The following is a 26,416-nucleotide window of genomic DNA, read 5'->3' as shown; positions in this document are numbered from 1 at the left end:
CCTCAAAAAACCGTTTATTGCGGCAGGTCGGGGATGCACCAATCGATCGGCTGCTCCCCCATTTTTTCAAGGGCGGCGTTTGTACGGGAAAACGGTCTGCTCCCGAAAAAACCGTTCCTTGCCGAAAACGGGCTCGGATGAGTCGATTCAATAATAATGTGTTTCGATGTGTCAATGCGCTCTTTTTTCATCTGCGCGTGACGCCCCCACAGGATAAAGACAATCGGCTTCTCTCTTTCATTCACCACATCAATGATGCGGTCAGTGAGCCGCTCCCACCCTTTGCCTTTGTGGGAATTGGCCTGCCCGCGGCGAACCGTAAGCACTGTGTTTAACAAAAGCACTCCCTGCTTCGCCCAGCTGACGAGCGATCCGTGGTTCGGTACGGAGCAGCCGATATCGTCCTGAAGCTCTATGAAAATATTTTTCAAAGACGGCGGCTGTCTGACCCCGGGCTGAACGGAAAAACTAAGCCCGTGCGCCTGTCCTGGGCCATGATACGGGTCCTGTCCGAGAATGACCGCTTTTACATCCTCATAGGGCGTATAATGCAAGGCGTTAAAAATATCATGGCTGTCAGGATAAATCGTTTGGCTGCTGTATTCTTGTTTCAGCATCTCTCTCAGCTCTTGATAATACGGTTTGTCAAATTCATCTTTCAGCTGATTCCACCAGCTGTCTTTTAAAAGCTGTTTCAAACTGTCCGTCCCCCTTATGAACTGTGCAGTCTTGAATGGACGGGCTTTCCGTCCCACACAATGTCAGTCGGCGCCTCCCGCCTCTTCATGTCCGGCTCTTCTAGAAGAACCGCGAAGTTTTTCGTCGGGAGCTCCCCAAGCCCGTGCTTTTCGCTTAACCGGTCTAAGTACCGCTTCCGTTTGCCGCCGAGATCCGCGGACTGATTGCCGCCTCCCTCAAAAAACGCATATATGACGCTCGCGCAAGGAACACGCTTCACACAGTGCTGTTTCGCGGCGCGCAAATAAAAGTCCCAATCCCAATAATTATGGACATCCGGATCAAAATACCCTAACGTGTCATGCAGAGAACGTCTGTACATGCTGCCTGACGGAACGTACGTGGAAAATACCCGCATATCCGCATAATCCGCCGTATAGGCGAACGGCTTTCGTGACACCGGGTATCTCGTGCCGCCCCGTTCTTCAAATGACACAATTTCCGCGTCAGAATGGACAAAATCCGCATCAGCAAGTGCAGCCGCCATTCTTTCCAAATGGCCCGGCGTAATGAAATCATCATCATCGCACAGCATGATATAATCACCCGACGCTTTTTTCACACCTGCGTTCCGCGCTTCCACATGTCCGGCATTCTGTTCTAAATCAATAATCTGAATCGGCAGATCGCTGTACAGCTGCTTCGCTTGTTCGACCGATTCCCCGGCATCATTTACGATGATGACTTCATAAGGCTTAATGGTCTGCCTGGAAATCGACTCCAGCAGTTCACACAAAGCCGGAATCCGATTATACGTGACTATGACAATTGATATATTCATGACCCGCTCCTTCTGCTTTTTCTCATGTTCTATTAAAACATAAAGCGGCGGAGAGATCAGGGGGGATTTTTGATTTCGGCCCATTCAGAAACAAATCCACGTCATCCCCGCCAGCAAAACCAGAATGATCAGAAGGTCTCCCCAAACAGTGCATACCGCCTTGGCATTAAGTCTGCCCGCCTCCATGGCATTCCAAAGTTTTGATTGATAAACAGGCACCAGCACCATCGCATAGCATGTGCACAAGCAGACAAAAGCCGGCGGGACAAGCGCACATCCATCCTCATGCCAATCATGAATCAGTTCCGGTATACTCACCCCGCTGTCAATGTACAAGTATAATATACCCGCCAGCGGAATGAGCGAGCTGATCTGCAGCTCGAAAAGCTTCACCTTCCACTCACGCGCAAACGAAACGGCCCAAATCCATCCCAGCGCATAAAACAATAGAAGAAGCAAAATACTGAAAACAACAAAAATAGCGTCTTGCATCCCATTCAGAAACATAATAAAAAGACTCACAACGGGCAATGCAAGAACCAAGCCGCAGACGGTAAATACGGTAACGGCTATTTGGGCGCACGCACCGTACATCCACGAACCTAATCTCATTTTAACACCCCTATATAGATTCCCTATGTATATAGTGAAAAAGATCAGGCAAGTCTCTGCCTGCCTGCGTAAAAACCCATTTTGCCGCAAAACGGAAAACATACCGTCACAACGGCGCATACTGCCGCAAAACTCGGTGTGACCGCCGAAGGAAACAGCCTAGCCGGAACCAGATTGAACAAAAAGACAAACATAAAACATAGATTCGGCACCATTGAAGCCCATACCGTCCGCTCAGCAAGCTTTTTGCCGCCTGCCCCGAACTCTTTGCCAGCTTGATAGCCGATTTGGAACCAATACAGCACATAACCGATCATAATCAGCCATACTGACACGGAAATCCCTTTCCACAGCGCGTCAACTGCGGGATGAATTCTCCACGCGTGCATCATCGTAATCATCGCCCCCATCACAAAAAGACCGCAGTTGCAGAACAGATAAAAGAGCATAAAAGTCCGCGCGGGAACCGTCGAAGCTTTTTGAAAAGCAGAGATAATCTCAGACGGAGTCCCCACTTCCCGCAGGATAAGCTCCATCGCTTCGCTTTCGGTTTTGCCTTTTTCCAGATGATCACAAATGGCATGATGAATATGGCTTTCGATTTCCTTTAATAATTCACGGCTTCCGGCCTTGCCTTCCAGCCCTTTTCTGATTTCCCGCACATAAAGGTCCTTATCCATTCTGCCCGCCCCGCTTCAGCATCCGGTCCATCAGAGCGGAGAACAGATTCCATTCCTTCGTCCGTTCGGCTAGAATGTTTTTTCCTTCATCGGTGATCCGGTAATATTTTCGGTCGGGCCCTTTGGTCTGCTTTTCCCAGTAAGAAGAAATATAGCTTTGGCGTTCAAGCTTATGAAGCGATGGGTACAGCGTACCTTCCTTCATTTGCAGTTCATTCCCGCTTCTTTTCTCCATTTCTTTCACAAGTTCATACCCGTACATGGGCCGTTCATTCAGCAGCGTCAGCACCAGAATGACCGTGCTTCCCTTTACAAGCTCCCTGTTGAGCATTTATTTTCTCACCCTTACCTAGTAATCTTATGTAGGTATTGTACGCACATCCCCCGCGGCTGTCAAATCATTCCTCCAAGCCTTCCGTATTGTGATCGGGAGAAAATCTAACTATAATGAGATATAAAACACTGATGGAGGCCATTGATATGTCAATGCACAAAGCACTTACTATTGCCGGTTCTGATTCCAGCGGCGGCGCGGGAATTCAGGCCGATTTAAAAACATTTCAAGAAAAAAACGTATACGGAATGACGGCTTTGACCGTGATCGTAGCGATGGACCCGGAGAACAGCTGGGATCATCAAGTATTTCCGATTGATGCCGATACGATTCGCGCACAGCTGGCGACGATTGTTGACGGAATCGGCGTAGACGCCATGAAAACGGGAATGCTCCCTACCGTGGAGATCATAGAGCTTGCGGCGAAAACGATTAAAGAAAAACAGCTGAAGAATGTCGTTATCGATCCTGTCATGGTCTGCAAAGGAGCGAACGAAGTGCTGTATCCGGAGCATGCCGAAGCGCTTCGCACCCAATTGGCGCCACTGGCAACCGTCATCACGCCAAATCTGTTTGAAGCAAGCCAGCTGAGCGGTATGGATGAATTAAAAACGGTGGAAGACATGAAAGAAGCGGCCAAGAAAATTCACGAACTCGGCGCGAAATATGTATTGATTACAGGCGGAGGCAAATTGAAACATGAAAAAGCGATCGACGTGCTGTATGACGGAGAAACCGCTGAAGTATTAGAAAGCGAAATGATTGATACGCCTTACACGCACGGAGCCGGATGCACATTCTCCGCCGCAGTGACGGCAGAACTGGCCAAAGGCGCTGAAGTGAAGGAAGCCATCTATGCGGCAAAAGAATTTATCACTGCGGCAATCAAAGAATCTTTCCCGCTGAACCAATACATCGGACCGACTAAACATTCGGCGATGCGTCTTAGCGGAAAATAAAATAAATATCCCCCTCATGATCGAGGGGGATTATTTCATTTTTTTCGCGGATGACCGCAAAAACATCTCAATCGATTGCACAAACAGCGCATATTCCTTCATCTGTTCATATGTATGCCTCAGCCGATCACTCCATTCATTGTGCGGCTCAGCCCTCTTGAGCATGCGATTCAGCTGAAGCAATACTTCTTTATATTCTTCCCGCTTATCTTCCACTTGCTCTGCGGCTTTGACAAGTAAACATTTCGGCGTCATCTTCTGATTTTTCAAAGCTGAGAAAACAACTCCTTTTATTCCTGGAATCATAGGCTTTCGTTTGAAGAATAGCACAGATGGCATAGGTTTCACATAAGAAAAAAGAACGATTTTCTACAAAAGTGTCCAAATTGAGGCATTTATTTCCGTTTTTCCAACCGAAGTGACGGTTACGTCATCATTTCCCGGGAAAGGAAAATATCTGGCGCTGAATACCTCTTCTCCATCATTCAAAAACAATTCGATGGAGGATGCATCCAGAAAGAGCTGGACGGAATGCACCTCGCTGATGGCGCAGCTTCTCTTTTCTTTTTCTTCTCCGCTGAAAGCAGTGCGCTCCAGCACAGCCAGCCCCTCTTCCTGATGAAATATAAACCGGGACGCACCCCGAATTGAGATTTCAAAACCGGATTCGCAAGTGATGTCTTCCAGCAGCACTTCAGCCCGGGACGCATCTTTCACCGGGAGGCTTACAGACGAGCAATTCAATTGAAGACTGCGCTTTTGTTCATCCGTGCGGCGCGATTTCATTTCCGGGAGCGGACGCTGTATGATTCTGCCGTTGGACAGTGACAGCTGTCTCGGCATCGTTAAGCAGTGAATCCAGTGATACGCATGTGTCGGATGTTTGTCCTCATGCTGATCCGGAACGCCCATCCACGCGAACAGAATCCTCCGTCCCTTATCATCTTCCAGCGTCTGCGCCGCATAAAAATCAAATCCTCTGTCAAGCTCCGTAAATTCACCATGCTTAAATTCTGGCGGCTCTGTATGCAGCCTGCCGAGGAAATAGCCCGCCTGGTGGCTGTTATGATATTTTATCCCGTCGGCTTCAAGCCCCTGCGGACATACGAGCAGCACGTCGGTTCCGTCAAGGGAAAACAGGTCGGGACATTCCCACATATAGCCGAATGACCCGAGACCGCCCGAGTCCGCCCCCGCAATCGAACCGAGAAACGTCCAATCCGTCAAGTTCTCTGACGTGAACAACACAGCGCTTCCGGTGAGCTTTTCTGTCTGCGCGCCGAGCACCATGTAATACGCCCCGTCCTTCTCCCACACCTTCGGATCACGGAAATGAGCGGTATAGCCTTCCGGGAGACGCGTGACGACTCCTTTTTTATCAAATACGATCCCGTCTTCGGATACGGCGAGGCATTGATACGTTTCCCGATTTCCTTCTCCGTCACGGACATTGCCTGTGTACATCAGGCAGAGCCGCCCGTCTTTTTCGATGGCGCTTCCGGAATAACAGCCGTTTTTGTCATACCACTCACCCGGCGCAAGCGCGATTTCTTCCTCTTTCCACTCAACGAAATCCTTCGTCGTCACATGCGCCCAAAATTTCGCGCCGTGCCCCGTATGAAATGGCTGCCATTGAAAAAACAAGTGATAGACGCCGTTCCATTGGATGACGCCGTTCGGATCATTTAAAAGCCCGACCGGCGGCATAACATGATAGTTCTGGCGGTATGGATCTGACGCGGCTGTTTCTTGCCGCTTCTTTTTCACTTCCTCAGCCTGCAGGCGCAGCTCTTGATCCGGTGTCCTCATTTGACGGCCTCCTTTTCTTTAGCTCCCATAATGTAAGCGGCAATAAACGCCGAAACAGAGGCGATGCCCATTCCGATCAGATAGTTTATAAGATTTCCTAAACCTAGCGGAGCCGTGATGGCAATCATCGGAATTCCGGTCAGACCGTAAGCATTGGCTGCGACACCGGTCACCACGACATAGGCCCCTCCCAGCGCTCCGCCGATCATTCCCGCGATAAACGGCTTACGGTACCTTAGGTTCACACCGAAAATGACTGGTTCGGTTACGCCGAGAAAAGCGGAAAATGCGGCAGGCAGGGCGATTTCTTTCATTTTCGCTTTTTTCGTCAGGAAAAATACAGCCAGTCCCGCCGCGCCCTGAGCGACATTCGCCATCGACCAGATAGGAAGGATATAGTTTCTGCCCAAATCAGCGATGAGGCCGGCCTCAATCGCATGAAAGCTGTGATGCACACCGGTAAGCACAATAAGCGGATAAAGACCGCCGAAAAGAAGTCCGGCAACAATGCCCGCATGATCATACACATATGTCAGCGAGACGGTAATGCCTGATCCGATTGCCCTGCCAAGAGGACCTATTGCGATAAAGGTGATAAATCCTGTGACAATCACCGTGACAAACGGGGTGACCAATAAGTCGAATGCGTGAGGCACAATTTTTCTCGTGCCCTTTTCCACTTTGCTCATAATGTAAACGGCTAACAGTACGGGGATGACCGTCCCTTGGTAGCCGAGCAGCGCAATGTCGAAGCCGAAGAGCTGCATAAAATCAGGCGATGCATCCGCAAGCCCCCACGGATTCAATAGCGCCGGATGGATCATAATCCCCCCGAGCACGGCACCGAGATAGGCATTGCCGCCAAATTCCTTCGCCGCGCTGAACCCGATGAATACGGGCAGGAAGATAAACGCCGCGCTTGAAAACATGTCTAAAAGCTTAAACAGCGATGATTGTTCAGACACCCAGTGGAAAGCCTTCATCATGCCGAGCAGCCCCATTAAAAGTCCGCTTGCCACGATAGCCGGAATGATGGGAACGAATATGTTAGACAGTGTTTTCGCAAATCTTGCGGCCGGATTCAGCTTTTTTTTCGCTGCGTCCTGATGTGTCTCACGATCCTCCCGCTCCAAATCGGCTTCTTTTGAAAAAGCGTCATACACTTTATTCACAAGGCCGGTGCCGAATATAATCTGATATTGCCCCGAGCTGCTGAAAGCCCCTTTTACTCCTTCTGTCTCTTCAATATCGGCCTGGCTGATCTTCTGTTCATCTTGAATGACGAGCCTGAGCCGTGTGGCGCAATGTGTCGCGCTGATGATGTTTGATTTCCCTCCGATATGTTTGATAAGCTGTTTTGCCGTTTCTTGATAATTCATGATGTATCCCCCTTTCTAAAATCAAAAAAGACCTAAAATTCGCCAACGAAAAAGGTCAGCATGATCCCTTTTTCATGTACGCAAATTTTAGGTCTTGCCTGCATTACCAGTCACAATCCCGCCGATTCAGTTTTTTAATGCGCTTTCATTTTATTTCATGATAGCGCTTTCGTCAATATGTTTTCAAAAAAAAAGTCTGTTTCTCGAAACAGACGCGTTATTCCGGGTTTTTTTGCAGACGCTGGACATGCAGCGTAATATAGCCGGCCTCGGATTCCGGCAGTTCCAAATCATATTCATTTTTTAAGAACGCCGCCAGTTCAAGCGCACACCGATAAGCAAACGGATACTTTTTTTGGATGAAATAAAGCATCTCCTCGTCCATGGAATGGAGTGCTTCATTTGAGTCCAACCGGCTGACCGCATACCGCAAGTGCGTGACGAGGCGCTGATAGGAAATACTGTCTTCATCCACCTTCTGTTCGAAAAAGGATTCGATCTTTTCGATCATTTCTTTGATCATGGTTGTATGCTTCATCGCCGAATACATGCTTTTGGCATCCGCCTTGGCAGTGTGGATATGAAGCGCGATATACCCCGCCTCATCATCAGGCAATGATATACCGAGGGTTTGTTTCACGTGTTCAACCGCCCAGCGGCCGATTTCATATTCTTTTTTATAAAGCGCCTTAATTTCATGAAGCAATCGGTTATGCACCTGAAGGCCGTTTTGAATCCTTTCGATCGCAAAGGATAAATGGTCCGCCAGCGCAATGTGGATGTGATCGTTCAAAGGTGCCGCAAGCTCTCCCTCCGCATGGCTGATGATATCTTCAGCCGCCTCTATATGCTCTTCGGGAAGCGTTTCTAACACTTGTTTGAACTTTTCATTTTCGTCGTGCACGACAAATATTTTTTCAATTTTATGTTTTTGAATCACATCATTTTTTCTCTTTTGAAAAGCGATTCCGGGACCCATTACGATCTTTTCCCGTCCGTCTTCTTTTATTAACGCCGCATTGTTATTTAATACTTTGTCTATTCTCAAGAGGTTCGCTCCCGTTCATATGTTTAGTGGGATTGTACCCTCTTTTTCATATGATGTAAAGGTGCCGGACCCGCGCGCTCCCGTTTCGGCAATTCTTTGCGGACAGGCATCCATCGATTTTTATCCAGCCTGCCGCGGGCCGATTTCGTTTCATCGGTCAAATCCGCCGATCGGACACGGCTCACAAACGAAAAAGCCCCAGCCGTCCGCTTCGCTTTCTTATGATAAGCCGCTTGGTTTCCGTACACGGCGGCTAATGGATATCTTCCGTTACCCGGCGCCATCCAGTTCATCAGAAAGACCATCCACACCCGTAAAGATACTAGCAAACGTTTCATTGCAAATCATCCCTCCGCTTCTTTTTGACAGACAGCTTGTTCGCAGGCCTGTTTTTCTCTCCGCTTTAACGGAAAAGGCGGCCGATCCTTCTCCGCTAAAAACTAGCGGGTCTAGCAACCCTATGACTCTATGATAGACGCGGCCGGGCGAATTGTTTGTCACAATATGAGTGAAAAAACAAACTAGTTTTCAGAAGTTTTGTTGAAAGCTGATGGAAATGACCTGAAAAATGGAAAAGCCGATAAAAAAAGTTATACACACCTTATCCCTTGGTTAAGCACAGCTTAAACACAGGGTATATCCACATATCCACAAACTCGATCTATATTTTGTATAGGAACACTCGTTCCCAACAATATATATACACAATTTTATTCAGTTATACACAGGATTCTGTGTATAACTCCCTCCTTATTCACAGACCAATTTCCATAAATGAGTCATATGTCACAAGGATTATTTTGAATTTTCAAGAAATATATACTAGATTTCTAATTCAGATAAAAAAAAAAGGGGGAAACACGATTGAAAAAAGGAATCATCCGTTATCTGCTTCCGGCTTTTGTCTTATCTTTTACCTTATCCACAAGTTCACAGGCTGCGCCGGCTTCAAAACCGCAAACTCCTGATCTTGAGAAGGCTGAGGTATTTGGTGACATTGATATGACCACCGGCAAACAAACGACAGTCATCGTCGAGCTGAAGGAAAAGTCACTGGCGGAAGCAAAGGAACTCGGCAAAGCACAGACAAAAAGCAAGCTGAAAAGCGAACGCTCAAAGGTGAAAAAGAAAGCGCTCAAAACCATTAAACACGGAAAAATCAACAGGGAATATGAGCAAGTGTTTTCCGGCTTCTCCATGAAACTCCCGGCAAATGAAATCCCCAAACTGCTGAGTGATCAGGATGTCAAAGCGGTTTATCCGAACGTCACCTATCATACCGATCAGCTGAAAGATAAAGACATCACCCTATCTAAGGATGCCGTGTCTCCGCAGATGGATGACAGCGCGCCTTATATAGGGGCAAATGACGCGTGGAAGCTCGGCTATACGGGGAAAGGCGTCAAGGTGGCCATTATTGACACCGGTGTCGAATATAAACACCCTGACTTAAAGAAAAATTTCGGACAATATAAAGGATACGATTTTGTGGATAACGATTACGATCCTGAAGAAACACCGTCCGGTGATCCGAGAGGCGCGTCGACTGACCACGGAACTCATGTCGCGGGCACGGTAGCGGCAAACGGAACGATTAAAGGCGTCGCACCGGATGCTACACTCCTTGCCTACCGTGTGCTCGGTCCGGGCGGAAGCGGAACAACGGAGAACGTCATCGCCGGCATTGAACGCGCCGTACAGGACGGAGCGGATGTCATGAACCTTTCTCTCGGCAATTCTGTGAATAACCCGGACTGGGCGACAAGCACGGCGCTTGACTGGGCGATGTCAGAAGGCGTCACGGCCGTTACATCAAACGGAAACAGCGGGCCGAACAATTGGACCGTCGGCTCTCCGGGAACGTCCAGAGAAGCCATCTCCGTCGGAGCGACACAGCTGCCGCTGAACGAGTACGCCGTCTCCTTCGGTTCCTATTCCTCAGCGAAAGTAATGGGCTACAACAAAGAAGATGATATAAAAGCACTGAATAAAAAAGAAACAGAGCTCATAGAGGCGGGTATCGGCGAGCAAAAGGATTTTGAAGGCAAAGATCTGAAAGGAAAAGTCGCGGTCGTCAAACGGGGCAGCATCGCCTTTGTGGATAAAGCAGACAACGCCAAAAAAGCGGGCGCGATCGGTATGGTTGTGTATAACAATGCCCCGGGAGAAATTGAAGCCAACGTACCGGGCATGTCCGTACCGACGGTTAAGCTTTCATCAGAAGACGGCGAAAAACTCGTCAGCCAATTAAAAGCGGGCGGCACAAAAGCGACATTCCATTTATCCGTCGCTAAATCGCTCACTGAACAAATGGCAGACTTTTCGTCACGCGGCCCGGTTATGGACACGTGGATGATTAAACCTGACGTCTCTGCTCCCGGCGTAAACATCGTGAGCACCATTCCGACCCATGATCCGGCCGACCCGTACGGCTACGGATCGAAACAGGGAACGAGCATGGCTTCTCCGCATGTAGCCGGCGCAGCTGCCGTCATCAAGCAGGCCAAACCGAAATGGAGCCCGGAACAAATAAAAGCCGCTCTCATGAACACGGCGGAAACCTTAACGGACGCGGACGGTGACGTATACCCGCATAATGCGCAAGGCGCCGGAAGCATCAGAATCATGAAGGCGATCAAAGCAGACTCCCTTGTCGCCCCGGGAAGTTATTCTTACGGAACGTTTATGAAAGACAAAGGCAATGAAACGAAAAAAGAAACCTTTACGATTGAAAACCAATCGTCCATCAGAAAATCATATCAGCTCGAGTATTCTTTCAACGGCACGGGCATTACCGTTTCGGGCACAGACCGGGTCGTGATCCCCGCTCATCAAACCGGAAAGGTCAATGCGAAAGTAAAGGTCAATGCCAAAAAAGTAAAGGCGGGCACCTATGAGGGAACCGTCACAGTGCGTGAAGGCGGAAAAACAGTCGCAAAAGTGCCGACGCTCCTGATTGTAAAAGAGCCGGACTATCCGCGCGTGACGTCAATCGACGTACAGGACGGCACAACGCAGGGAACCTACCAAATTGAAACCTATCTTCCGGCGGGAGCCGAAGAGCTTGCCTTCCTTGTATATGACAGTAATCTTGACTTTGTCGGCCAAGCCGGCATCTACAAAAAGCAGGATAAAGGCTATCAATATTTCGACTGGAACGGCAAAGTCAATGGTGACACCGCACTTCCGGCAGGAGAATATTATATGCTGGCCTATGCCGCGAACAAAGGGAAATCAAGCCAGGTGCTGACTGAAAAACCTTTTATCATTGAATAACCGAACAACCCTGCTGGAGCATCAGCAGGGTTTCTTTCTGATTATTCGGCAAAAGCTTCTCGAAGCAGACGGTATGACTGAAGTTTATCTTCAAAATGATGAGTAATGGTTACAGCCATCACTTCTTCCGTTCCATATGCTTTACTGAGAGCCAAAATCTGTTCCTTCACTTGCTGCTTCGTTCCGATGATCATCCGATTCCGATTATCGGCAATTCGTCTTTGTTCATACGGTGTATACGTATTGCCGCGGACGGTTTCGTAAGACGGTACGCCGTGAAGCGGAATCCCCTGTTCACCCGCAAGCAGCGTATAATCCATGACGGCCGCGAGTTCCTCCGCTTTCTCCTCCGTATCCGCGCACAGCACAAACACCGCCACGGCTGTTTTTGGTTCTTTTCCTAATACAGAAGGTTTAAATCTGCGCTTATATTGTGCTGTCGTGCTTTCTCCGCCTTCTCCATTAATAAAGTGGGCAAACATATAGCCTGCTCCCATTTCTGCGCTCAGAAGCGCGCTTTCCCCCGAAGAACCGAGAAGCCAGACTTCCGGCGCCGTCTTAATAAGGGGTGATGCGGTCAGATTCGGAAAACGGTGATTGTCATCAGCTGCATCATGCAAATACATCGCCAGCTCACGAAGCTGCTGCGGATATTGATCAGCGTTACGCTTCCCTCCGTCATTCAGCGCCCATGATGCGATCGGCATTCCGCCCGGCGCTCTCCCTAATCCGAGATCGATTCTGCCCGGCGTCAACCCTTCAAGCACGCGGAAATTCTCCGCCACTTTATATGCGCTGTAATGCGGAAGCATGACACCGCCTGATCCTACCCGAATGTCATTCGTTTTCGCCGCAATATGACTGATCAGCACTTCAGGGCTTGAACCCGCCAACCGCTCTGAAAAATGATGCTCTGACACCCAAAACCTCTTATATCCGAGCTTTTCCGCCTCCTGCGCCAGTCTTACTGTATTCCGCAGTGCACTTTCCGCAGAACACCCTTCTGATACAGGAGATTGATCCAATATACTTAATGAAATCATCACTGTCACCTCATCAACATCGTACCACTGCTAAGCCGTTTTTTCTTTCTGTATGCTTATAAGCATCCCTGATGATAAACATTTATATACCTTGTTCCATTTTGTCGAAATATGTTACACGTGAAACATAAAAAAACCTCTCCCGGTCAGGAGAGGTTTTTTCTTAATTCTTTTGAAAACCTTTATCTTTTACATATTGATTTAAATAGGTTCTCGGTTTTTGTTTCATGAACTGCAGGATTTGATCAGACCACGTTTCAACCCGCTTGCCGTTTGTCCGTTTATCATAATAATCAGAAATGGTTTCATCATATTCCTTCATATAACTGCGGAAGTTTTCTTCATTCGTATCGTACGTGTTTTCATGATATACGGCTTGTTTCGGCAGGCGCGGCTTTTGACCGGACGGATGAGCGGGGTGACCGACTACCAAGCCGAACAGCGGCAGCACATGGTCAGGCGTTCCAAGCACTTCCGTCACCTGATCAAGTTCATTTCGAATGCCTCCGATATAACAAATGCCGAGTCCCATTGATTCCGCGGCAACACTTACGTTTTGTGCGGCAAGTGCGGCATCAATGACGCTGACCATAAACATTTCCGTATTCTCAAGAAGCTCGGTAATGTTTTCGCCTTTTTCCTCAGCAAGTTTTTTATGGCGGTACAAATCAGCGCAAAACACAAACAAGTGCCCGTTATTTTCGACGTAAGGCTGGTTTCCGGCCAGTGCCGCCAGCTTCCGCTTTTTCTCCTTATCGGTTACGCCGATGATGGAGTAAGCCTGCACGTAACTGGACGTTGACGCCGCCTGGGCGCTTTTCACTAATGTATCTATCTCTTCTGCTGTCAGAAGCTCGTCAGTAAATGATCGGATCGACCGATGATTAAGTATGGTTTCGATGGTATTGTTCATATAAAAGCCTCCTTCTCTATATATCATATCCGAAAGAGTATCATGCCAAAAGCGAAATGCTCTAAACAAAAAAAGACAGCCCGAAAAACGAGCCGTCTCACATTAAGAATTGAACAAGTAGCTTTTATATTTCGTCAGCTGCACACTTGCGTTATATACGATCCCGAAGCTGATTAATGTAGAAAGCACCGAGCTCCCCCCATAGCTGACAAACAGCAGCGGAATACCTGTAACCGGCATAATGCCGATATTCATCCCGATGTTCTGGAAGGTGTGAATCACGATAAGTGCAGTAAACCCTACGCAAAAAAACGCGCCAAATCGGTTAAACGCATGCAAGCGGTCAATCAGCACCACAAGCCTGTAAATTAAAAAGAAAAACATGACAACCGCAATGGCGCAGCCTAAAAACCCAAAACTTTCACCCAAAATCGCAAAGATAAAGTCAGTCTGTCCCTCAGGTACGTACACTTTCAGATTATGAACGCCGTTTCCGGTAATGCCGCCCGATCCGATCGCCATAACGGCCTGATCCACCTGCCAGCTTTTATCGCTCTCGGCCTGAGTCGTTGCCGCACTGGAGTCAGACATCCACGATGTAATCCGGTTAATTTGATAATCCGCAATACCGATCGAATTCGCCACATGGGGAAATTCAATTACAAGCACTAAGAATAGGCCAAGCACAAGCGCGGCCGAACCGCCGATGATGGTGATCAGCTTCCAGTTTACACCTGACATAAACACCATCACCATAACGATAAACAGACAGATCGCACCCGTTCCGGCATCCTGCAAAACGATCATCCCGATCGGAATAACCGTCCATGCCGCAATTTTCAAAAGCAGATTCACATCTTCCCGAAGTGATCTTTGATCCTTCGGGCCCGCCTTCGATATAATGGACGCGACCATCATCATAATTCCTATTTTCGTAAACTCAGAGGGCTGGAGGGTAAAGTTTCCGATTTGAAACCAGCTCTTCGCTCCGTTTTTAATCGGCGCGATGGATTCCGGCGCCACACGCAGAAGGAGCAGCGACAGCACGCCGGCAATCAATACATACAGACTCAGTTTCTCAAGCTGCTCTAAATCAAAGTACAGCAATAATCCGATGAATCCCGCACCTATAACATAGAAGACAATCTGCTTCATCCAGGCACTGCCTCCATACTGCCCGAACTGTCCAGCCGCATAAATCGCCGCAACACTAATTATTAAAAACACACCAAATATAAAAATCAAATCCCCCTGATAATAGGGATTTTGCTGTTTCTTATATCGACTCATTCTATCCCGCCTTACATTTTCATCGGAAGTCACTATTGTTTATTATACATGAACACCGTTCAAGAAAACATGATGAGGTTGCTTCCTTTTTATTTTTTACGGTTTGGGGACTACACGACATATGACGTGTCAGAAAAGGAAATGTTTCGGTCATGATAAAACTTTTCCGATAAAAAACCCCTTCTCGTCAGAAAAGGGGTTTCAGCTTATGTTTAACGTCATAAACAAGCTGTTCGGGTCCTCTTTATAATGTGCAAACGGATCACAATATTGAAACCCTGCTTTTTCATACAGGCGTCTGGCGGGGAGAAAAGCCTCCATAGAACCGGTTTCTAAGCTGATCCGCTCATAGCCCCGCCGCCTTGCTTCTTCAAGCATATGGCGGAGGATCCGGTTGGCTGCGCCTTTTCTGACATGAGGCGGAGCCGTTTTCATTGATTTGATCTCACCGTGCCGGCTGTTTAGCTCCTTTAAGGCGCCGCAGCCGAGCAGGACGCCGTCTTCCCTCGCACTCCAAAACGTAACGTCAGGCTGACGCAGCCGGTCCGCATTGAGCGCGTGTATACTTTCCGGGGGAGAATGCATGGTCATGCTCTTCAGATGCTCCTGCAAAAGCGCAATGACGTCCGGCGCTGTGACATCGTCTTTTGTTATGTCCACTTCAAAACCACCCTTGCTGTGCATGTTTTCTTTGAACATAGCAAAGGTTCACAGCCTGTGCCATTCCCTTGTCCGGAAATGTGACAGGGTATTTGACCTTTTCGGTTTCTTGTACCTATCCAAAAATGAGGCAATAGTTGCAATACATTTCTCGAAAAAGCGGTATCAAAAATTGGAAAACATGGTATAATAATCGTAACAAAATGTTCAAAAAACGACCACAAAACAGACACATTTTATTCTCTGTATTTCATTTTGGAAACGCTCCCATAAAATGAAAGGAGACATGTAAGATGGACATGTTTTTTGCTTATTTACTGGTCGCAAGCGCAACACCCCTCTTTATCTGGCTGGATAACAAAAAAGTCGCTCTTTCGGCCATACCGCCAATTATTCTCATGTGGGTTTTCTTCTACTTTTACGCAACCAGCAGCCTGTCCCCTCTCGGCCACACACTCATGATCATCCTGTTTGCCGTCAACGTCATCGTTGCCCATATCGCCGCCTTTATCATTTACGGCCTTCCGCGCCTGCGCCGGAGAAGAAGCCAATAAAGGCACACAAAACCCTCTTCGCCTGAACGAAGAGGGTTTCTTTTTATTCCTGATGTTCGGAATGTTGCTTCGCACCGCCAGGAGGGTTTCCATCCATATGGTCACCGTGATGGTAGTGCGCCGCAAAGATCCAGATGGAACCAAGGATGATAACAATCGCTCCGAAAAATCCGAAGAGCGTGTTTCCGACTTGAATTCCGCCGTTTTCGCTTTCTGTCATGTGCATGAACATGAGAAGCTGAAGGCCGGCTTGGATAAATGCGAATCCGAAAATGATCCACAGTTTTGCTGATGGGCTTAATTCCGTATATACCGCAACCCAAAGGGCCAGCAGGGTCAGAATAATAGACAACGCAAAACCTACGATATGCTTCCACGGAAAGTGGCTGTGTTCAGCAGATTTGTTTGCCATATTATAGTCCCCCCAATCCGATGAGATAGACGCCTGTAAAGATGAAGATCCAAACAACGTCTAAGAAGTGCCAGTATAAACTTGAGATAAAGATTTTTGAAGACGTCTGCGGCGTTAATCCGCGTTTCTTCAATTGCAGTAAGATGCCGGCAATCCAGAAGATACCGATCGTTACGTGCGTTCCGTGCGTTCCCAGAAGGACGAAGAATCCAGACCAGAAAGCACTTGTACCGAGAGATGCTCCTTCATGTACATAGTGGATGAACTCGTTAAGCTCACATCCGACGAAGCCCGCACCGAGAAGAAGCGTAATGATCGTCCAAATGACGACGCCTTTTAAACTTCCGCGACGCATTTCATGAACAGCGATCCCGCAGGTGAAACTGCTGATCAGAAGCAGGAATGTCATGATCATGACAAGCTTCACTTCAAATAATTCAGCCGGTAAGACTCCTCCTGCTGTTCTTCTTTGAAGAACGAAGAAGGTTGCAAATAGTGTTGAGAACAACACAATCTCTGCCCCTAAAAAGATCCAAAACCCGAGAATATTGAGTCTGCCGGTTTCAGATTGATATTCCATAGGCGCGTTAGAATTGCCGTGTTCTGCATGTTCCATAAATCACGCCTCCTTTATTCGGAAATCTTTCTTTCCGTCTCTTTTATTTCTTCAACAGGTATATAGTAGCCATTGTCATATTCAAATGAACGAAGCACCATGCAAAGCAGAATGCCGATCAAGCCGACAATGCCCATCCAGAACCATTCAAACACAAGTCCGAAGCCTGCAATACCGAACGCCACTGACATAATAAGCGGTCTTCCGGAGTTGTGCGGCATATGGATTTTCTTGAACTTGCTTTCCGGATGAATATCCGTTTTGTCTTCTTTCAATTGCAGGTACGCATCTTGAGATTTCACTTCAGGAAGCACCGCAAAGTTGTAATGCGGCGGAATCGCAGATGAAGTCGCCCACTCAAGCGTACGTCCCACGCCCCATGAATCTCCGCTGATCTCGCGAGTAGAGTAGCGGAAGCTGTAGTAGATGTTGTAGCAAAGGATTAAGAATCCGACACCCATCATGAAGGCTCCGACAGTTGAAATAAAGTTCAATGCAGTCCATCCGTCATTCGGTCCGTAAGTGTAAATACGGCGAGGCATACCTTGCAGCCCCAAGAAGTATTGAGGGAAGAAACATACATTAAATCCGATCATAAAGATCCAGAAGAACCATTTTCCGATTCTTTCGTTCAGCTTGTGGCCGAACATTTTCGGATACCAGAAAATAAATCCTGCGAAACATGCAAATACCGTACCCGCGATCAGCACATAGTGGAAGTGAGATACGAGGAAGTACGTATTATGGTATTGATAATCCGCTGCAGCCATCGCAAGCATAACCCCTGTTACCCCGCCGACAACGAAGTTCGGGATAAACGCGAGCGCCCACAGCATCGGTGTTGTAAAACTGATCCGGCCTTTATACATCGTAAAGAGCCAGTTAAAGATTTTAACCCCGGTCGGAACCGAAATCGCCATCGTTGTAATCGAGAAGAAAGAGTTAACAGACGCACTGTTCCCCATTGTGAAGAAGTGGTGGGTCCATACAAGGAAACTCAGGACGGAAATGGCGATAATTGAGCCGACCATCGCTTTGTAACCGAATAACTGCTTTCTTGCAAACGCTGAAATAATTTCAGAGAAAATACCGAATGCCGGTAAGATAACGATATATACTTCAGGGTGTCCCCAAATCCAGAACAAGTTAGCCCAAAGCATCGGCATACCGCCGGCTTCCAGCGTGAAAAAGTGAGCGCCGAACAAACGGTCAAATGATAACAGCGCCAATGCCACTGTCAAAACAGGGAAGGCGAATACGATAATAACCATTGTAATCAGCGTCGTCCATGTGAACATCGGCATACGCATCAGCGTCATGCCTTTTGTACGCATTTTCAGGATCGTCACCATAAAGTTGATACCCGTCATCAGCGTACCGATACCGGCAATCTGAAGACCGAGCAGGTAGAAGTTCTCACCAGGCCCGGGACTCATGTCGTTGCTTGCCAGCGGCATGTAACTCGTCCAGCCTGCGTTCGGAGAACCTCCGATAACGAAAGAAATATTGAAAAGCATCGCACCTACAAAGAACGTCCAGAAACTCAGGTTGTTCAAGTAAGGGAATGCTACGTCGCGCGCACCGATCTGCAAAGGTACGACAACGTTGATCAGACCGATTAAAAACGGCATCGCCATGAAGATAATCATGATCGTACCGTGAGTCGTAAAGATCTCATTATAGTGGTTTGAGTCTAAAAAACTGTTATTAGGAAGCGCTAACTGGGCGCGCATCATCAAGCCGTCGACCCCGCCGCGGAACAGCATGATAACAGCAGAGATAATGTACATGATTCCAAGTTTCTTATGGTCTACAGACGTCAGCCATTCAGACCAGAGCCATTTCCACTTTTTGAAGTATGTGAGTACAACGATGATAGCGATAGTGGAAAGCGCAATGGAAACTTGTGCGCCCAGAATTAATGGGTCACCTGTTACAAAAAATTCATCCCATCTCAATTTCATTCGGGCTTCCTCCTTTCTTGTTCAATTTCAATCTTGTTTATCGTCGGATACTTTAAATTCGTTTTTCTTTACATCTTCCCACGGGTCTGTTTTAGAGTGCGGTGATACGGCTTTGTAGCCAAGGCGTTTGCGCGCCTCCATCGCATATTCGGCATCTTGGCCGTGGTCAACGTATTTTAAGTGTGTAGAAGAGAACGTTAATTTTCCGACATTCTCCGGAAGCATCAGTTCGTCATACTTCTCTTTCGTCAGCTTTGGAGAATCGCTTTGGGCTTTTTTCACCCAGCTGTTAAAGTCTTTTTGCGTAACAGCTTTTACGTTGAATTTCTGGTCGGCAAAGTGTTCGCCGGTGAAGTTCGCGTTGCGGCCTTCATATGTTCCCACTTTGTCAGCTTGTAAGTATTGATCCATCAGCATTCCCGCCATCGCGTATTTTTGTCCCCCAAGCTGAGGAATCCATAGCGATGCCATTGAATCTGCTGAAGAAATTTTAAATAAAACCGGACGGTCTACAGGAATGTTCAGGTAGTTAACCGTCTCAATATCCTGCTCAGGGTAGCTGAATACCCATTTCCAGTCTACCGAAGTAGCATAAACAACAAGAGGCTCTTTATCCTTTGTCGCTTCAGGCGCTTTTTCTAACGAATATATCGTCTGTACGGTAGGCACAGAAAGTGCAATAACAATTAAAATTGGGATCACTGTCCAGACTACTTCTAAGAACGTGTTGCCGTGCATCTCGGGCTTGTAATTTCCGCTGTCTTTGCCTTTGCGGTCGCGGTATTTCACTAAAATGATTGTAAATAGTACGAATACGACGCCGACAATGAACAGCATAAATCCGATTGACAAGAGAATCAGATCTTTCTGCTGGTCTGCTACAGGTCCTTTCGGATCTAAAACGGAAATGTCGCTGCATCCGCCCAGTACGAAAACAACAGCCAACATCGCTAATAAAAGTAACGGTTTAAATGCTCTGAACAAGAAGATCACCATCCTTCCTATTGATGTAGTGAATCTGAAATGTACTTTCTCAAAATCTTTTCTCTATCTACCTTGTTATGCTATCAAAATCTGCCCTTATTAGCTTTATTTTTTTCTAAAGTTCATCTTTTTTTCGACCTAATGTCACAAAATCGTCAAAAAATGCATGAACTTTTTCCACTTGCGTAAATCAAACATAAAAAGTTTTAGATCATTTAGCATATATAGAGAAAAAAGATAGCGAGAACGAATAATACCAAATAAAGGTTTACCATAATAAAAATCGCTGGTCAACAAAAAGTTTCATTTTGTTAAACATTCTACAAAAGAAATATTTTTTCCTTTGCTCACACCTTTTCACACGGTTTCCATTTTAACGCAACGCATTGTGAAAAAAAAGACCGGAACGCGCCTTGATATGTTCATTATAAAAAACGCATTCATATGTTTAATATGGACAAAACGAAGGAAACATATAGGCATAAATAATAAAAAATAGGAAGTGATATTTATGGGTTTTATCGTATCTCTGATTGTCGCTATTATTATCGGCTGGATCGGAAGTTTATTTGTAAAAGGCAGTATGCCCGGGGGAATCATCGGGTCAATGATCGCCGGTCTGATCGGCGCATGGATCGGGCACGGACTGCTCGGCACATGGGGTCCTCACCTTGCCGGCTTTGCCATCATTCCGGCAATCATCGGAGCTGCGATCGTGGTATTCTTATTCAGCCTGATCGCCAGAAGCAGAGGATAAAAAAAAGCCTCGTCCCTTATGGGATGGGGCTTTTTTCCGGTAGAGCGCCCAAATGGCGGATAAACCGCCGGAAAGCCGCTCTGCCTTCTTCTGTCTGTTTAAAGACGCCGGCATGCTCCAGTATCCGCGCAAAGGCATGGCCGATTTCCTCTTTCAGAATCTGTTCCGCGTTTTCTTTCGTTACCTTCCGCTTATGCAGCACACTGAGCGCCCAATCTTTATGCTTTGCCGCAGAAGGGGCTGCCGTTAAGACCGCTTCCGGGTCCGGTGAGCACAGCGCTTCAGCCGTGTATTTCATTTCTTGTTCAAGGCGGCCCGGCAGAATCGCAAGCCCCATTACCTCAATCAGTCCGATATTTTCTTTTTTCAGGTGATGAACTTCCTGATGGGGATGAAAAATTCCCAGCGGATGCTCATCAGAGGTGCGGTTATTTCTGAGGACGAGATCTAATTCGAATAAACCGTTTCTCTGCCGGGCAATCGGCGTAATTGTATTGTGCGGTGTTTCTCCTGAACAGGCGAGGAGATCAGCCGCCTCATCGGAATAACCGCGCCATGCCCGCAGGATGGCATCCGCCGCGCCGGAAAGCTCAGACGCGCTCTCGCTTTGCAGGCGGATGACCGACATCGGCCACTTCACAATTCCCAGCACCGTTTTCGGATAGTCAGGCAGCCTGTATCGGCTTTCTGTCTCCGCCCGCGCCATCGGGAATTCATAATGGCCCCCCTGAAAATGGTCGTGGCTTAAAATACTGCCGCCGACGATCGGCAGATCAGCATTGGAACCGAGAAAATAATGAGGATACTGGCTGACAAACGACAGCAGCCGGTCAAACGTTTTTTTGCTGATCTTCATCGGTTCGTGCCGGTCTTTCAAAACGATGCAATGCTCCCGGTAATACACATACGGAGAAAATTGCAGAAACCACTGCTCATCGCCGAGAATGACCGGAATGACACGAAGGTTTTGACGCGCCGGGTGATCCGGTCTCCCCTCGTACCCGACATTTTCTTTACAAAGAACACATCCCGGATAATCGGATTGAGGCTGCTCTTTGGCAGCGGCAATTGCTTTCGGATCTTTTTCCGGTTTTGAAAGGTTGATCGTGATGTCCAGCTTTCCGTAAGCCGTCTCAGCCGTCCACCCGACATTCCGCTGTATTCTGTCCGAACGGATATAATACACATCCTCTGAAAATCGGTAAAACGCCTTTGTCGCCTGCTCCGGCCCGTGCACCGCCTTTGTTTCTTCAAAACGACGCACAATCTCGGACGGCTGCGGGGCAAAGCAGCCCATGATCTTCGCGCTCAGCAGGTCGCGATAGGTGTCTGTATCGGCTGCAATCCGGCCCGTTTCTGCCGCCCATTCATAAATCGGGGCCAATATGTCCGGCAATGATGCCGCCGATTCATTTTCTTTCTGTTCTGAAGCCTCCGGATGGGTAATATGCAAAGTTTCATATAAACGGTTTCTTGTATATTCAATATCAAGAAATGAAATCAGCTCTTTTTGCAATCCGTACCGGATTAAACGTTCCACGTGCCGCTCAATTGCCATCGTCATCCCCCTTTAGTTCTCTCGCTCCGATATCCGCCGTGTAAAAGTCAGTTTCTCCCTGTCTTCTCCTCATAGCGGCCCCCGTTAGCTCTCCGATGAGATTCACTCTGCCGGGCGCAAAGAAAAAGCGCAGGTCTCGGGCTCCCCGAATACATCAGCAAACGCTTTCTTTATTTTGCGCTTCAAACGCATCCCCCTCCACCATTACACTTTCCCCCCGGGACGCGGAAAGAAACGGTTATGACACGCCTTCTTCTTTCGCTTTTCTGAAGACAATCCACTTGCTGGCCGCATAGTTGACGACTACGATAATGACGTTATCGGCGATTTTCGCCAATGTTTCGTTCATATGAAATTGACTGACCAGAAGAATCATCATGGCGAGATCGATGGCGAGAGACAGTACCCGCACGCTGAAAAAGGCCGTTAATTCTTTCATCAGACTCCGCATCCCCGCGGTCTTTTGCTGAAAGACATACCGTTTATTCGTAACATAAGCAAATAGAACGGACAGAATCCAAGCGGCGACAGTCGCCGCCTTGTAATCCATCTCAAATGCCGACGTCAGAATGTAAAAACTGACGATATTCACGATGGTCGTGAATATCCCCATAATGATATACATCATAATTTCTCTGTAGCGCATGGCAGTTCCTCGCTTTCTGAAAGACTTTTCTAAACCTTTTGTCAAATCAAGAAGAACGTTACCCTGATTTTCTGCCGCTGACAAAAACATAGAGCGCGTCAAACATGCTGCGGAAAGTAACCGGCCTTCCCAGCACATTGGATTGCTTAATCATCCCGTCGATGAGCGCGCACATCATGTTAGCGGTATGCTCGGTATCTATATGGTCTTCTATTAAATTTCTCGATTTGAGCCAATTTATGTACATGGTGCTTTCTTCTATCCATAACTTATAAAGACGGATATAAGCTTCATATTCACTGACGACTTTGTAAGTAGGCATATGAACGGCAAAAGACACAACATTCCAGGCAGGCTTGCTGTTTACAAACCGCATCAACAGGCTGGCCGCGCTGGCCGCGGCTTCACAAAGCGTCAACGGCCGCTCTGTTTGCTTTTCTAATTCGTCGAGATAGCCAGTGATGATCCTTTTTTTAATCTGACGCCTCTCTAACAAATGCTTCAGAAAATCTTCCTTGCTTTCAAAATGAACGTAAAACGCCCCTTTGCTGAAACCCGCCGCTTTACTGATGTCATCGATTGAGACTGAATCGTAAGCTCTTTCAATCAGGAGATGAAGGCCTGCGTCAATAAAACTTTCAAATGTTTCTTCTCTCTTAATTTGAAATTTGTTTTTTTTCATTTTTTACCCCAGCTGTTTGATCATTCACTTTATCTTACACCGAATCATTCTTTTGCGGTATTTTTTATGCAAAAAGAATATGCTATTCGACGTTTTGAGGGTAAATATTAATAGGTCATATGGTTTATTTTTATTTGCATACTATCCAGTCAGTATTTATTTGTTTATTATTATATGTAAGAATTCTTGAAGGATTTTGGTTATTTCAGTCATTTTCTTAGGGAATAGGTAGGTGAATTCATCTTCAATTTGGGATTACCGGCCAACTATGTGTGATATTTGTTATACATTGGCTGCTGTAGCTGGGCAAATCAATTTTTCAATTGGAGGTTCTTATGAAAACTCATGTAATGAAAGATATAGATCAAGATTGGCAATTGTTAATTCAAGAGGCTAGAATCATGGGTTTGAACATTGACGATGTGAGGCGCTTCTTAAATACTGAAAAAGCGGTGAAGAAAAAAACACCAATGAAAAACACCATCCGCCAGCGGTAAGATTACAGGCGGATCCTTTTACTATATGACCTGCCACAGTCCGCCCGCACCTGAGTTTTCAAAGGAACACCCGCAATAAGAGGGGAATCAGAGAACAAACCGTATACCGGACAACCATTCCCGTCCGTATTCCGCAATTGAACAGCCAAACATGGTGATATGAGATCCCCCCGCTGCATATCTTGTGTATTATGCCCATTTATGAGGTGATACACAGATGGATACGAATCCCTATTATGATGAAAAACAACAGAACTACTACGAAGGCCTGAATCCTTATTTATTGAACAAAATAGACGAAAACTGGCGGACAGTGCTTGATGTCGGCTGCGGAACGGGCAATTTAGGAGCGGCGATCGAAGACCGCGGAATAACGGTTTACGGCATTGAAGCGTATCCCGAAGCCGCAAAAAAGGCGGAAAGCAAATTGAGCCATGTGCTTTGCGGCGACATTGAATCCGCCATTCTTCCGTACGAATCAGAGCAATTCGACTGCATGCTGTTCGGAGACGTTCTTGAGCATCTTATCGACCCGTGGACAGTGCTGAAAAAGCTTCGTCCTTATGTAAAAAAAGACGGCACTGTGCTTGCATGCATACCGAATGTCGGCCACATCTCAGTCGTGCTGGAGCTTTTAGCCGGCAAATGGACGTACAGTGACGCCGGATTAATGGATCAGACCCACCTGCGTTTTTTTACCCGGGAAGAGACTCTTTCATTATTTAAAGCCGCCGGCTATGAGGTCAAACGCATTGAGGCGATCCGCGTTGATCACCCTTCTTACCACAAAGCCATCGCATCATTGCACGAAGTATGCGTACAGCTTGGCATAAGGCATGACTTTATGACAGAAGCATCGGCCTATCAATATGTGATTGAGGCCGAGAGGAGCATGTAATGGATGCACATTCATTTCTGTTTGTCGTCTGTGTGAATGATGAGTCGCTGTACTCCCGGTGCAAGAGCCATATCATGCAGCTTACCGTCCCCCCTTCATACTCCGTTGATATCTTGCCGATATACGATTCAGCAAGCATGGCCTCGTCCTACAACAAAGCGCTGAAACACCCCTCCAAATATAAAATTTATCTGCATCAGGATACTTTTATCATTCATCAGCATTTCCTTCATGACATGCTTCATATCTTTCAATCTCATCAGGAGCTCGGCCTTCTCGGTGTCGCCGGCTGCAAAACCCTGCCGCCGAACGGCATTTGGTGGGAAAGCGGACAGCGGATGGGAAAAGTGATTGAATACCGGGGGAATGCTTATCACCCGCTGGATTTTGAGCACGGTGATGAAGACGGCCTGTTTACGCCCGCTGACGCCATTGACGGCTTGTTAATGGCGGCTCAATATGACGTGGAGTGGCGGGAGGATTTGTTTCGCGGCTTTCATTTTTACGACACATCACAGTCGCTCGAATTTCAAAAACACGGCTATCAAGTCGGCGTCGCCTGCCAGAAAGACCCTTGGTGCCTTCATTTTTGCGGCGACTCATTTGACGCCGCGGCATATGAAGCGGACAGACAAACATTTATCAAACATTATATGGCAAAACCCTCTCGCTGATCGAGAGGGCTTTTTTCGGGTTAACGTTTATTCAGTTCCCGCTCAATGATTTGTTCAAAGGTTTCCTTTCCCGCCGCGCCAGGGATTCTCTCATCGCCGATGATAAACGTCGGCACTGCCGTAATGCCGGCTTCCTCATAAGCATGGCGGAGCGCTTCCCGCTGTACGTCCTTGTACGCTCTTGTCTCAAGCGCCTCTTTGAAGGCAGCGCCGTCAAGTCCGGCTTCTTCCGCAAGCTTTGTCAGCACGCCAACGTCACCGATATTTTGTTCTTCCTGAAAGAACGCCTGAAAAACGCGTGTATGGTATTCGCTTCCTTTCCCATGTTCCTTTGCGAAATGAAAGCCTTCAAATGCCAAATCCGTGTAAGGATGCGGTGACACGCGGGGGAACGTGATTTCAACGCCTAACGACTGCGCCATCGGCTCAATGGAGTTTTTCCACATCTGCCGCTTGGCGGGATCATTCACCGGATCAAGTTTCGGCGAGGGGCTCGGACGCAATTCAAACGGCATCCATTCCACCTGTACGTCCTTGTCTTTGATAGCTTCTTCAAACGCCGTTTTGCCGACATAGCAAAACGGACATACATAATCCGAATATACTTTAATCTGCAGTGTCATTGTAAGTCTCCTTTCCTTATCATTTTAAG

Annotated in this window: 29 protein-coding genes and 1 pseudogene; 7 read left to right on the top strand and 23 right to left on the bottom strand. The window is 47.3% G+C overall.

Translation table 11 applies throughout. The features are described 5' to 3' along the window. Positions 1-14 precede the first annotated feature (14 nt). The 5 genes from ACWJJ4_RS01565 to ACWJJ4_RS01545 form a co-directional block, all read right to left on the bottom strand. Positions 15-698, bottom strand: coding sequence for a uracil-DNA glycosylase (locus ACWJJ4_RS01565; protein ID WP_012118732.1), 684 nt, complete (start codon positions 696-698; stop codon positions 15-17). A 14-nt stretch (positions 699-712) separates the two neighbouring features. Further along, a complete protein-coding gene (locus ACWJJ4_RS01560) occupies positions 713-1,519 on the bottom strand; it encodes a glycosyltransferase family 2 protein (protein ID WP_173612935.1) in 807 nt (268 codons plus the stop codon). Positions 1,520-1,603: 84 nt separating this feature from the next. After that, a complete protein-coding gene (locus ACWJJ4_RS01555; protein WP_094247402.1) occupies positions 1,604-2,131 on the bottom strand; it encodes a hypothetical protein in 528 nt (175 codons plus the stop codon). A 44-nt stretch (positions 2,132-2,175) separates the two neighbouring features. Then, positions 2,176-2,811, bottom strand: coding sequence for a permease prefix domain 1-containing protein (locus ACWJJ4_RS01550; RefSeq protein ID WP_454021376.1), 636 nt, complete (start codon positions 2,809-2,811; stop codon positions 2,176-2,178). Then, a complete protein-coding gene (locus tag ACWJJ4_RS01545; protein ID WP_003150960.1) occupies positions 2,804-3,142 on the bottom strand; it encodes a PadR family transcriptional regulator in 339 nt (112 codons plus the stop codon). The genes ACWJJ4_RS01550 and ACWJJ4_RS01545 overlap by 8 nt, the downstream gene beginning before the upstream one ends. 149 nt (positions 3,143-3,291) lie before the next feature. Between ACWJJ4_RS01545 and ACWJJ4_RS01540 the strand changes: the two genes are divergently transcribed. Then, positions 3,292-4,104, top strand: a complete 813-nt coding sequence (locus ACWJJ4_RS01540; protein WP_003150959.1) for a bifunctional hydroxymethylpyrimidine kinase/phosphomethylpyrimidine kinase — start codon at positions 3,292-3,294, stop codon at positions 4,102-4,104. Positions 4,105-4,134: 30 nt separating this feature from the next. Here the strand turns inward: ACWJJ4_RS01540 and ACWJJ4_RS01535 are convergent, their stop codons facing one another. The 5 genes from ACWJJ4_RS01535 to ACWJJ4_RS01515 form a co-directional block, all read right to left on the bottom strand. Beyond that, positions 4,135-4,410: a DUF1273 domain-containing protein gene (locus ACWJJ4_RS01535; RefSeq protein ID WP_229154584.1), complete on the bottom strand. Its 276-nt coding sequence runs from the start codon at positions 4,408-4,410 to the stop codon at positions 4,135-4,137. A gap of 63 nt (positions 4,411-4,473) precedes the next feature. Continuing rightward, positions 4,474-5,913, bottom strand: a complete 1,440-nt coding sequence (locus tag ACWJJ4_RS01530) for a sucrose-6-phosphate hydrolase (protein ID WP_102422056.1) — start codon at positions 5,911-5,913, stop codon at positions 4,474-4,476. Beyond that, entirely contained in the window at positions 5,910-7,292 is a 1,383-nt protein-coding gene (locus tag ACWJJ4_RS01525) for a sucrose-specific PTS transporter subunit IIBC (RefSeq protein ID WP_153986743.1), read from the bottom strand. Before ACWJJ4_RS01525 ends, ACWJJ4_RS01530 begins: the two co-directional genes overlap by 4 nt. A 217-nt stretch (positions 7,293-7,509) precedes the next feature. Beyond that, on the bottom strand, positions 7,510-8,340 hold the full coding sequence (locus tag ACWJJ4_RS01520; protein ID WP_003150954.1) for a PRD domain-containing protein: 831 nt from the start codon (positions 8,338-8,340) through the stop codon (positions 7,510-7,512). A gap of 23 nt (positions 8,341-8,363) precedes the next feature. Continuing rightward, positions 8,364-8,678: a hypothetical protein gene (locus tag ACWJJ4_RS01515; RefSeq protein WP_003150952.1), complete on the bottom strand. Its 315-nt coding sequence runs from the start codon at positions 8,676-8,678 to the stop codon at positions 8,364-8,366. Between the two features lie 526 nt (positions 8,679-9,204). Between ACWJJ4_RS01515 and ACWJJ4_RS01510 the strand changes: the two genes are divergently transcribed. Continuing rightward, a complete protein-coding gene (locus ACWJJ4_RS01510) occupies positions 9,205-11,616 on the top strand; it encodes a S8 family peptidase (RefSeq protein ID WP_046560136.1) in 2,412 nt (803 codons plus the stop codon). Between the two features lie 41 nt (positions 11,617-11,657). Here ACWJJ4_RS01510 and ACWJJ4_RS01505 read toward each other — a convergent pair whose 3' ends face one another. From ACWJJ4_RS01505 to ACWJJ4_RS01490, 4 genes are all read right to left on the bottom strand, one after another. Further along, on the bottom strand, positions 11,658-12,659 hold the full coding sequence (locus tag ACWJJ4_RS01505; RefSeq protein ID WP_046560137.1) for an LLM class flavin-dependent oxidoreductase: 1,002 nt from the start codon (positions 12,657-12,659) through the stop codon (positions 11,658-11,660). A 163-nt stretch (positions 12,660-12,822) separates the two neighbouring features. Next, entirely contained in the window at positions 12,823-13,572 is a 750-nt protein-coding gene (gene nfsA, locus ACWJJ4_RS01500; protein WP_021494748.1) for an oxygen-insensitive NADPH nitroreductase, read from the bottom strand. Positions 13,573-13,674: 102 nt separating this feature from the next. Then, positions 13,675-14,862 (bottom strand): FtsW/RodA/SpoVE family cell cycle protein, encoded by a 1,188-nt coding sequence (locus ACWJJ4_RS01495; RefSeq protein WP_007407709.1) that lies wholly within the window; start codon positions 14,860-14,862, stop codon positions 13,675-13,677. Positions 14,863-15,063: 201 nt separating this feature from the next. Then, on the bottom strand, positions 15,064-15,522 hold the full coding sequence (locus ACWJJ4_RS01490) for a GNAT family N-acetyltransferase (RefSeq protein WP_454021375.1): 459 nt from the start codon (positions 15,520-15,522) through the stop codon (positions 15,064-15,066). Between the two features lie 293 nt (positions 15,523-15,815). On the opposite strand from ACWJJ4_RS01490, the gene ywcE reads away from it, so the two are divergent. Continuing rightward, positions 15,816-16,076 (top strand): spore morphogenesis/germination protein YwcE, encoded by a 261-nt coding sequence (gene ywcE, locus ACWJJ4_RS01485; protein ID WP_003150937.1) that lies wholly within the window; start codon positions 15,816-15,818, stop codon positions 16,074-16,076. Between the two features lie 43 nt (positions 16,077-16,119). Here ywcE and qoxD read toward each other — a convergent pair whose 3' ends face one another. Genes qoxD through qoxA form a run of 4 tightly spaced genes read right to left on the bottom strand, consistent with a single transcriptional unit; the run spans position 16,120 to position 20,061 of the window. Further along, positions 16,120-16,488, bottom strand: a complete 369-nt coding sequence (gene qoxD / locus ACWJJ4_RS01480) for a cytochrome aa3 quinol oxidase subunit IV (protein ID WP_014419185.1) — start codon at positions 16,486-16,488, stop codon at positions 16,120-16,122. Between the two features lies 1 nt (position 16,489). Then, positions 16,490-17,104, bottom strand: coding sequence for a cytochrome aa3 quinol oxidase subunit III (gene qoxC, locus ACWJJ4_RS01475; protein ID WP_003150930.1), 615 nt, complete (start codon positions 17,102-17,104; stop codon positions 16,490-16,492). Between the two features lie 14 nt (positions 17,105-17,118). After that, a complete protein-coding gene (qoxB, locus tag ACWJJ4_RS01470) occupies positions 17,119-19,068 on the bottom strand; it encodes a cytochrome aa3 quinol oxidase subunit I (protein ID WP_012118743.1) in 1,950 nt (649 codons plus the stop codon). Between the two features lie 27 nt (positions 19,069-19,095). Continuing rightward, the gene (gene qoxA, locus ACWJJ4_RS01465; RefSeq protein ID WP_014306059.1) at positions 19,096-20,061 is read right to left on the bottom strand and encodes a cytochrome aa3 quinol oxidase subunit II; all 966 of its coding nucleotides are present in this window, start codon (positions 20,059-20,061) and stop codon (positions 19,096-19,098) included. A gap of 502 nt (positions 20,062-20,563) precedes the next feature. Here qoxA and ACWJJ4_RS01460 point away from each other — a divergent pair. Next, positions 20,564-20,809: a GlsB/YeaQ/YmgE family stress response membrane protein gene (locus ACWJJ4_RS01460; protein WP_003150926.1), complete on the top strand. Its 246-nt coding sequence runs from the start codon at positions 20,564-20,566 to the stop codon at positions 20,807-20,809. A gap of 16 nt (positions 20,810-20,825) precedes the next feature. Here ACWJJ4_RS01460 and galT read toward each other — a convergent pair whose 3' ends face one another. The 4 genes and pseudogenes from galT to ACWJJ4_RS01440 form a co-directional block, all read right to left on the bottom strand. Further along, positions 20,826-22,367, bottom strand: coding sequence for a UDP-glucose--hexose-1-phosphate uridylyltransferase (gene galT, locus ACWJJ4_RS01455; protein ID WP_454021374.1), 1,542 nt, complete (start codon positions 22,365-22,367; stop codon positions 20,826-20,828). 82 nt (positions 22,368-22,449) lie between these two features. After that, positions 22,450-22,559, bottom strand: a pseudogene (locus ACWJJ4_RS01450) (galactokinase family protein); the annotation flags it as partial. A 46-nt stretch (positions 22,560-22,605) separates the two neighbouring features. After that, entirely contained in the window at positions 22,606-22,992 is a 387-nt protein-coding gene (locus ACWJJ4_RS01445) for a GtrA family protein (RefSeq protein ID WP_032857211.1), read from the bottom strand. Between the two features lie 79 nt (positions 22,993-23,071). After that, positions 23,072-23,695, bottom strand: a complete 624-nt coding sequence (locus tag ACWJJ4_RS01440) for a TetR/AcrR family transcriptional regulator (RefSeq protein ID WP_003150919.1) — start codon at positions 23,693-23,695, stop codon at positions 23,072-23,074. Between the two features lie 335 nt (positions 23,696-24,030). Between ACWJJ4_RS01440 and ACWJJ4_RS01435 the strand changes: the two genes are divergently transcribed. The 3 genes from ACWJJ4_RS01435 (at position 24,031) to ACWJJ4_RS01425 (ending at position 25,764) form a co-directional block, all read left to right on the top strand. Continuing rightward, on the top strand, positions 24,031-24,192 hold the full coding sequence (locus ACWJJ4_RS01435) for an anti-repressor SinI family protein (protein ID WP_029972917.1): 162 nt from the start codon (positions 24,031-24,033) through the stop codon (positions 24,190-24,192). Positions 24,193-24,409: 217 nt separating this feature from the next. Continuing rightward, positions 24,410-25,090 (top strand): class I SAM-dependent methyltransferase, encoded by a 681-nt coding sequence (locus ACWJJ4_RS01430; protein WP_003150915.1) that lies wholly within the window; start codon positions 24,410-24,412, stop codon positions 25,088-25,090. Then, positions 25,090-25,764: a glycosyltransferase family protein gene (locus ACWJJ4_RS01425; RefSeq protein WP_326374905.1), complete on the top strand. Its 675-nt coding sequence runs from the start codon at positions 25,090-25,092 to the stop codon at positions 25,762-25,764. The genes ACWJJ4_RS01430 and ACWJJ4_RS01425 overlap by 1 nt, the downstream gene beginning before the upstream one ends. A 20-nt stretch (positions 25,765-25,784) precedes the next feature. On the opposite strand, the gene ACWJJ4_RS01420 is transcribed toward ACWJJ4_RS01425, so the two are convergent. Continuing rightward, positions 25,785-26,387, bottom strand: coding sequence for a DsbA family oxidoreductase (locus ACWJJ4_RS01420; RefSeq protein WP_094247393.1), 603 nt, complete (start codon positions 26,385-26,387; stop codon positions 25,785-25,787). Positions 26,388-26,416 lie beyond the last annotated feature (29 nt).

The sequence above is a fragment of the Bacillus sp. JK62 genome, assembly GCF_053663455.1.
The sequence above is the reverse complement of the archived record's forward strand: the minus strand, read 5'-3'. Positions and strand labels throughout refer to the sequence as shown.

Coding starts and splice junctions, on each gene's coding strand:
- ACWJJ4_RS01545 (WP_003150960.1), bottom strand. CDS start 3,142: ATGCTCAACAGGGAGCTTGTAAAGGGAAGCACGGTCATTCTGGTGCTG.
- ACWJJ4_RS01435 (WP_029972917.1), top strand. CDS start 24,031: ATGAAAACTCATGTAATGAAAGATATAGATCAAGATTGGCAATTGTTA.
- ACWJJ4_RS01535 (WP_229154584.1), bottom strand. CDS start 4,410: ATGATTCCAGGAATAAAAGGAGTTGTTTTCTCAGCTTTGAAAAATCAG.
- ywcE (WP_003150937.1), top strand. CDS start 15,816: ATGGACATGTTTTTTGCTTATTTACTGGTCGCAAGCGCAACACCCCTC.
- ACWJJ4_RS01515 (WP_003150952.1), bottom strand. CDS start 8,678: ATGAAACGTTTGCTAGTATCTTTACGGGTGTGGATGGTCTTTCTGATG.
- ACWJJ4_RS01495 (WP_007407709.1), bottom strand. CDS start 14,862: ATGAGTCGATATAAGAAACAGCAAAATCCCTATTATCAGGGGGATTTG.
- ACWJJ4_RS01540 (WP_003150959.1), top strand. CDS start 3,292: ATGTCAATGCACAAAGCACTTACTATTGCCGGTTCTGATTCCAGCGGC.
- qoxB (WP_012118743.1), bottom strand. CDS start 19,068: ATGAAATTGAGATGGGATGAATTTTTTGTAACAGGTGACCCATTAATT.
- ACWJJ4_RS01445 (WP_032857211.1), bottom strand. CDS start 22,992: ATGTATATCATTATGGGGATATTCACGACCATCGTGAATATCGTCAGT.
- ACWJJ4_RS01555 (WP_094247402.1), bottom strand. CDS start 2,131: ATGAGATTAGGTTCGTGGATGTACGGTGCGTGCGCCCAAATAGCCGTT.
- ACWJJ4_RS01420 (WP_094247393.1), bottom strand. CDS start 26,387: ATGACACTGCAGATTAAAGTATATTCGGATTATGTATGTCCGTTTTGC.
- ACWJJ4_RS01430 (WP_003150915.1), top strand. CDS start 24,410: ATGGATACGAATCCCTATTATGATGAAAAACAACAGAACTACTACGAA.
- ACWJJ4_RS01460 (WP_003150926.1), top strand. CDS start 20,564: ATGGGTTTTATCGTATCTCTGATTGTCGCTATTATTATCGGCTGGATC.
- ACWJJ4_RS01505 (WP_046560137.1), bottom strand. CDS start 12,659: ATGATTTCATTAAGTATATTGGATCAATCTCCTGTATCAGAAGGGTGT.
- ACWJJ4_RS01550 (WP_454021376.1), bottom strand. CDS start 2,811: ATGGATAAGGACCTTTATGTGCGGGAAATCAGAAAAGGGCTGGAAGGC.
- ACWJJ4_RS01525 (WP_153986743.1), bottom strand. CDS start 7,292: ATGAATTATCAAGAAACGGCAAAACAGCTTATCAAACATATCGGAGGG.
- ACWJJ4_RS01560 (WP_173612935.1), bottom strand. CDS start 1,519: ATGAATATATCAATTGTCATAGTCACGTATAATCGGATTCCGGCTTTG.
- qoxC (WP_003150930.1), bottom strand. CDS start 17,104: ATGGAACATGCAGAACACGGCAATTCTAACGCGCCTATGGAATATCAA.
- qoxD (WP_014419185.1), bottom strand. CDS start 16,488: ATGGCAAACAAATCTGCTGAACACAGCCACTTTCCGTGGAAGCATATC.
- nfsA (WP_021494748.1), bottom strand. CDS start 13,572: ATGAACAATACCATCGAAACCATACTTAATCATCGGTCGATCCGATCA.
- ACWJJ4_RS01530 (WP_102422056.1), bottom strand. CDS start 5,913: ATGAGGACACCGGATCAAGAGCTGCGCCTGCAGGCTGAGGAAGTGAAA.
- ACWJJ4_RS01440 (WP_003150919.1), bottom strand. CDS start 23,695: ATGAAAAAAAACAAATTTCAAATTAAGAGAGAAGAAACATTTGAAAGT.
- galT (WP_454021374.1), bottom strand. CDS start 22,367: ATGGCAATTGAGCGGCACGTGGAACGTTTAATCCGGTACGGATTGCAA.
- ACWJJ4_RS01425 (WP_326374905.1), top strand. CDS start 25,090: ATGGATGCACATTCATTTCTGTTTGTCGTCTGTGTGAATGATGAGTCG.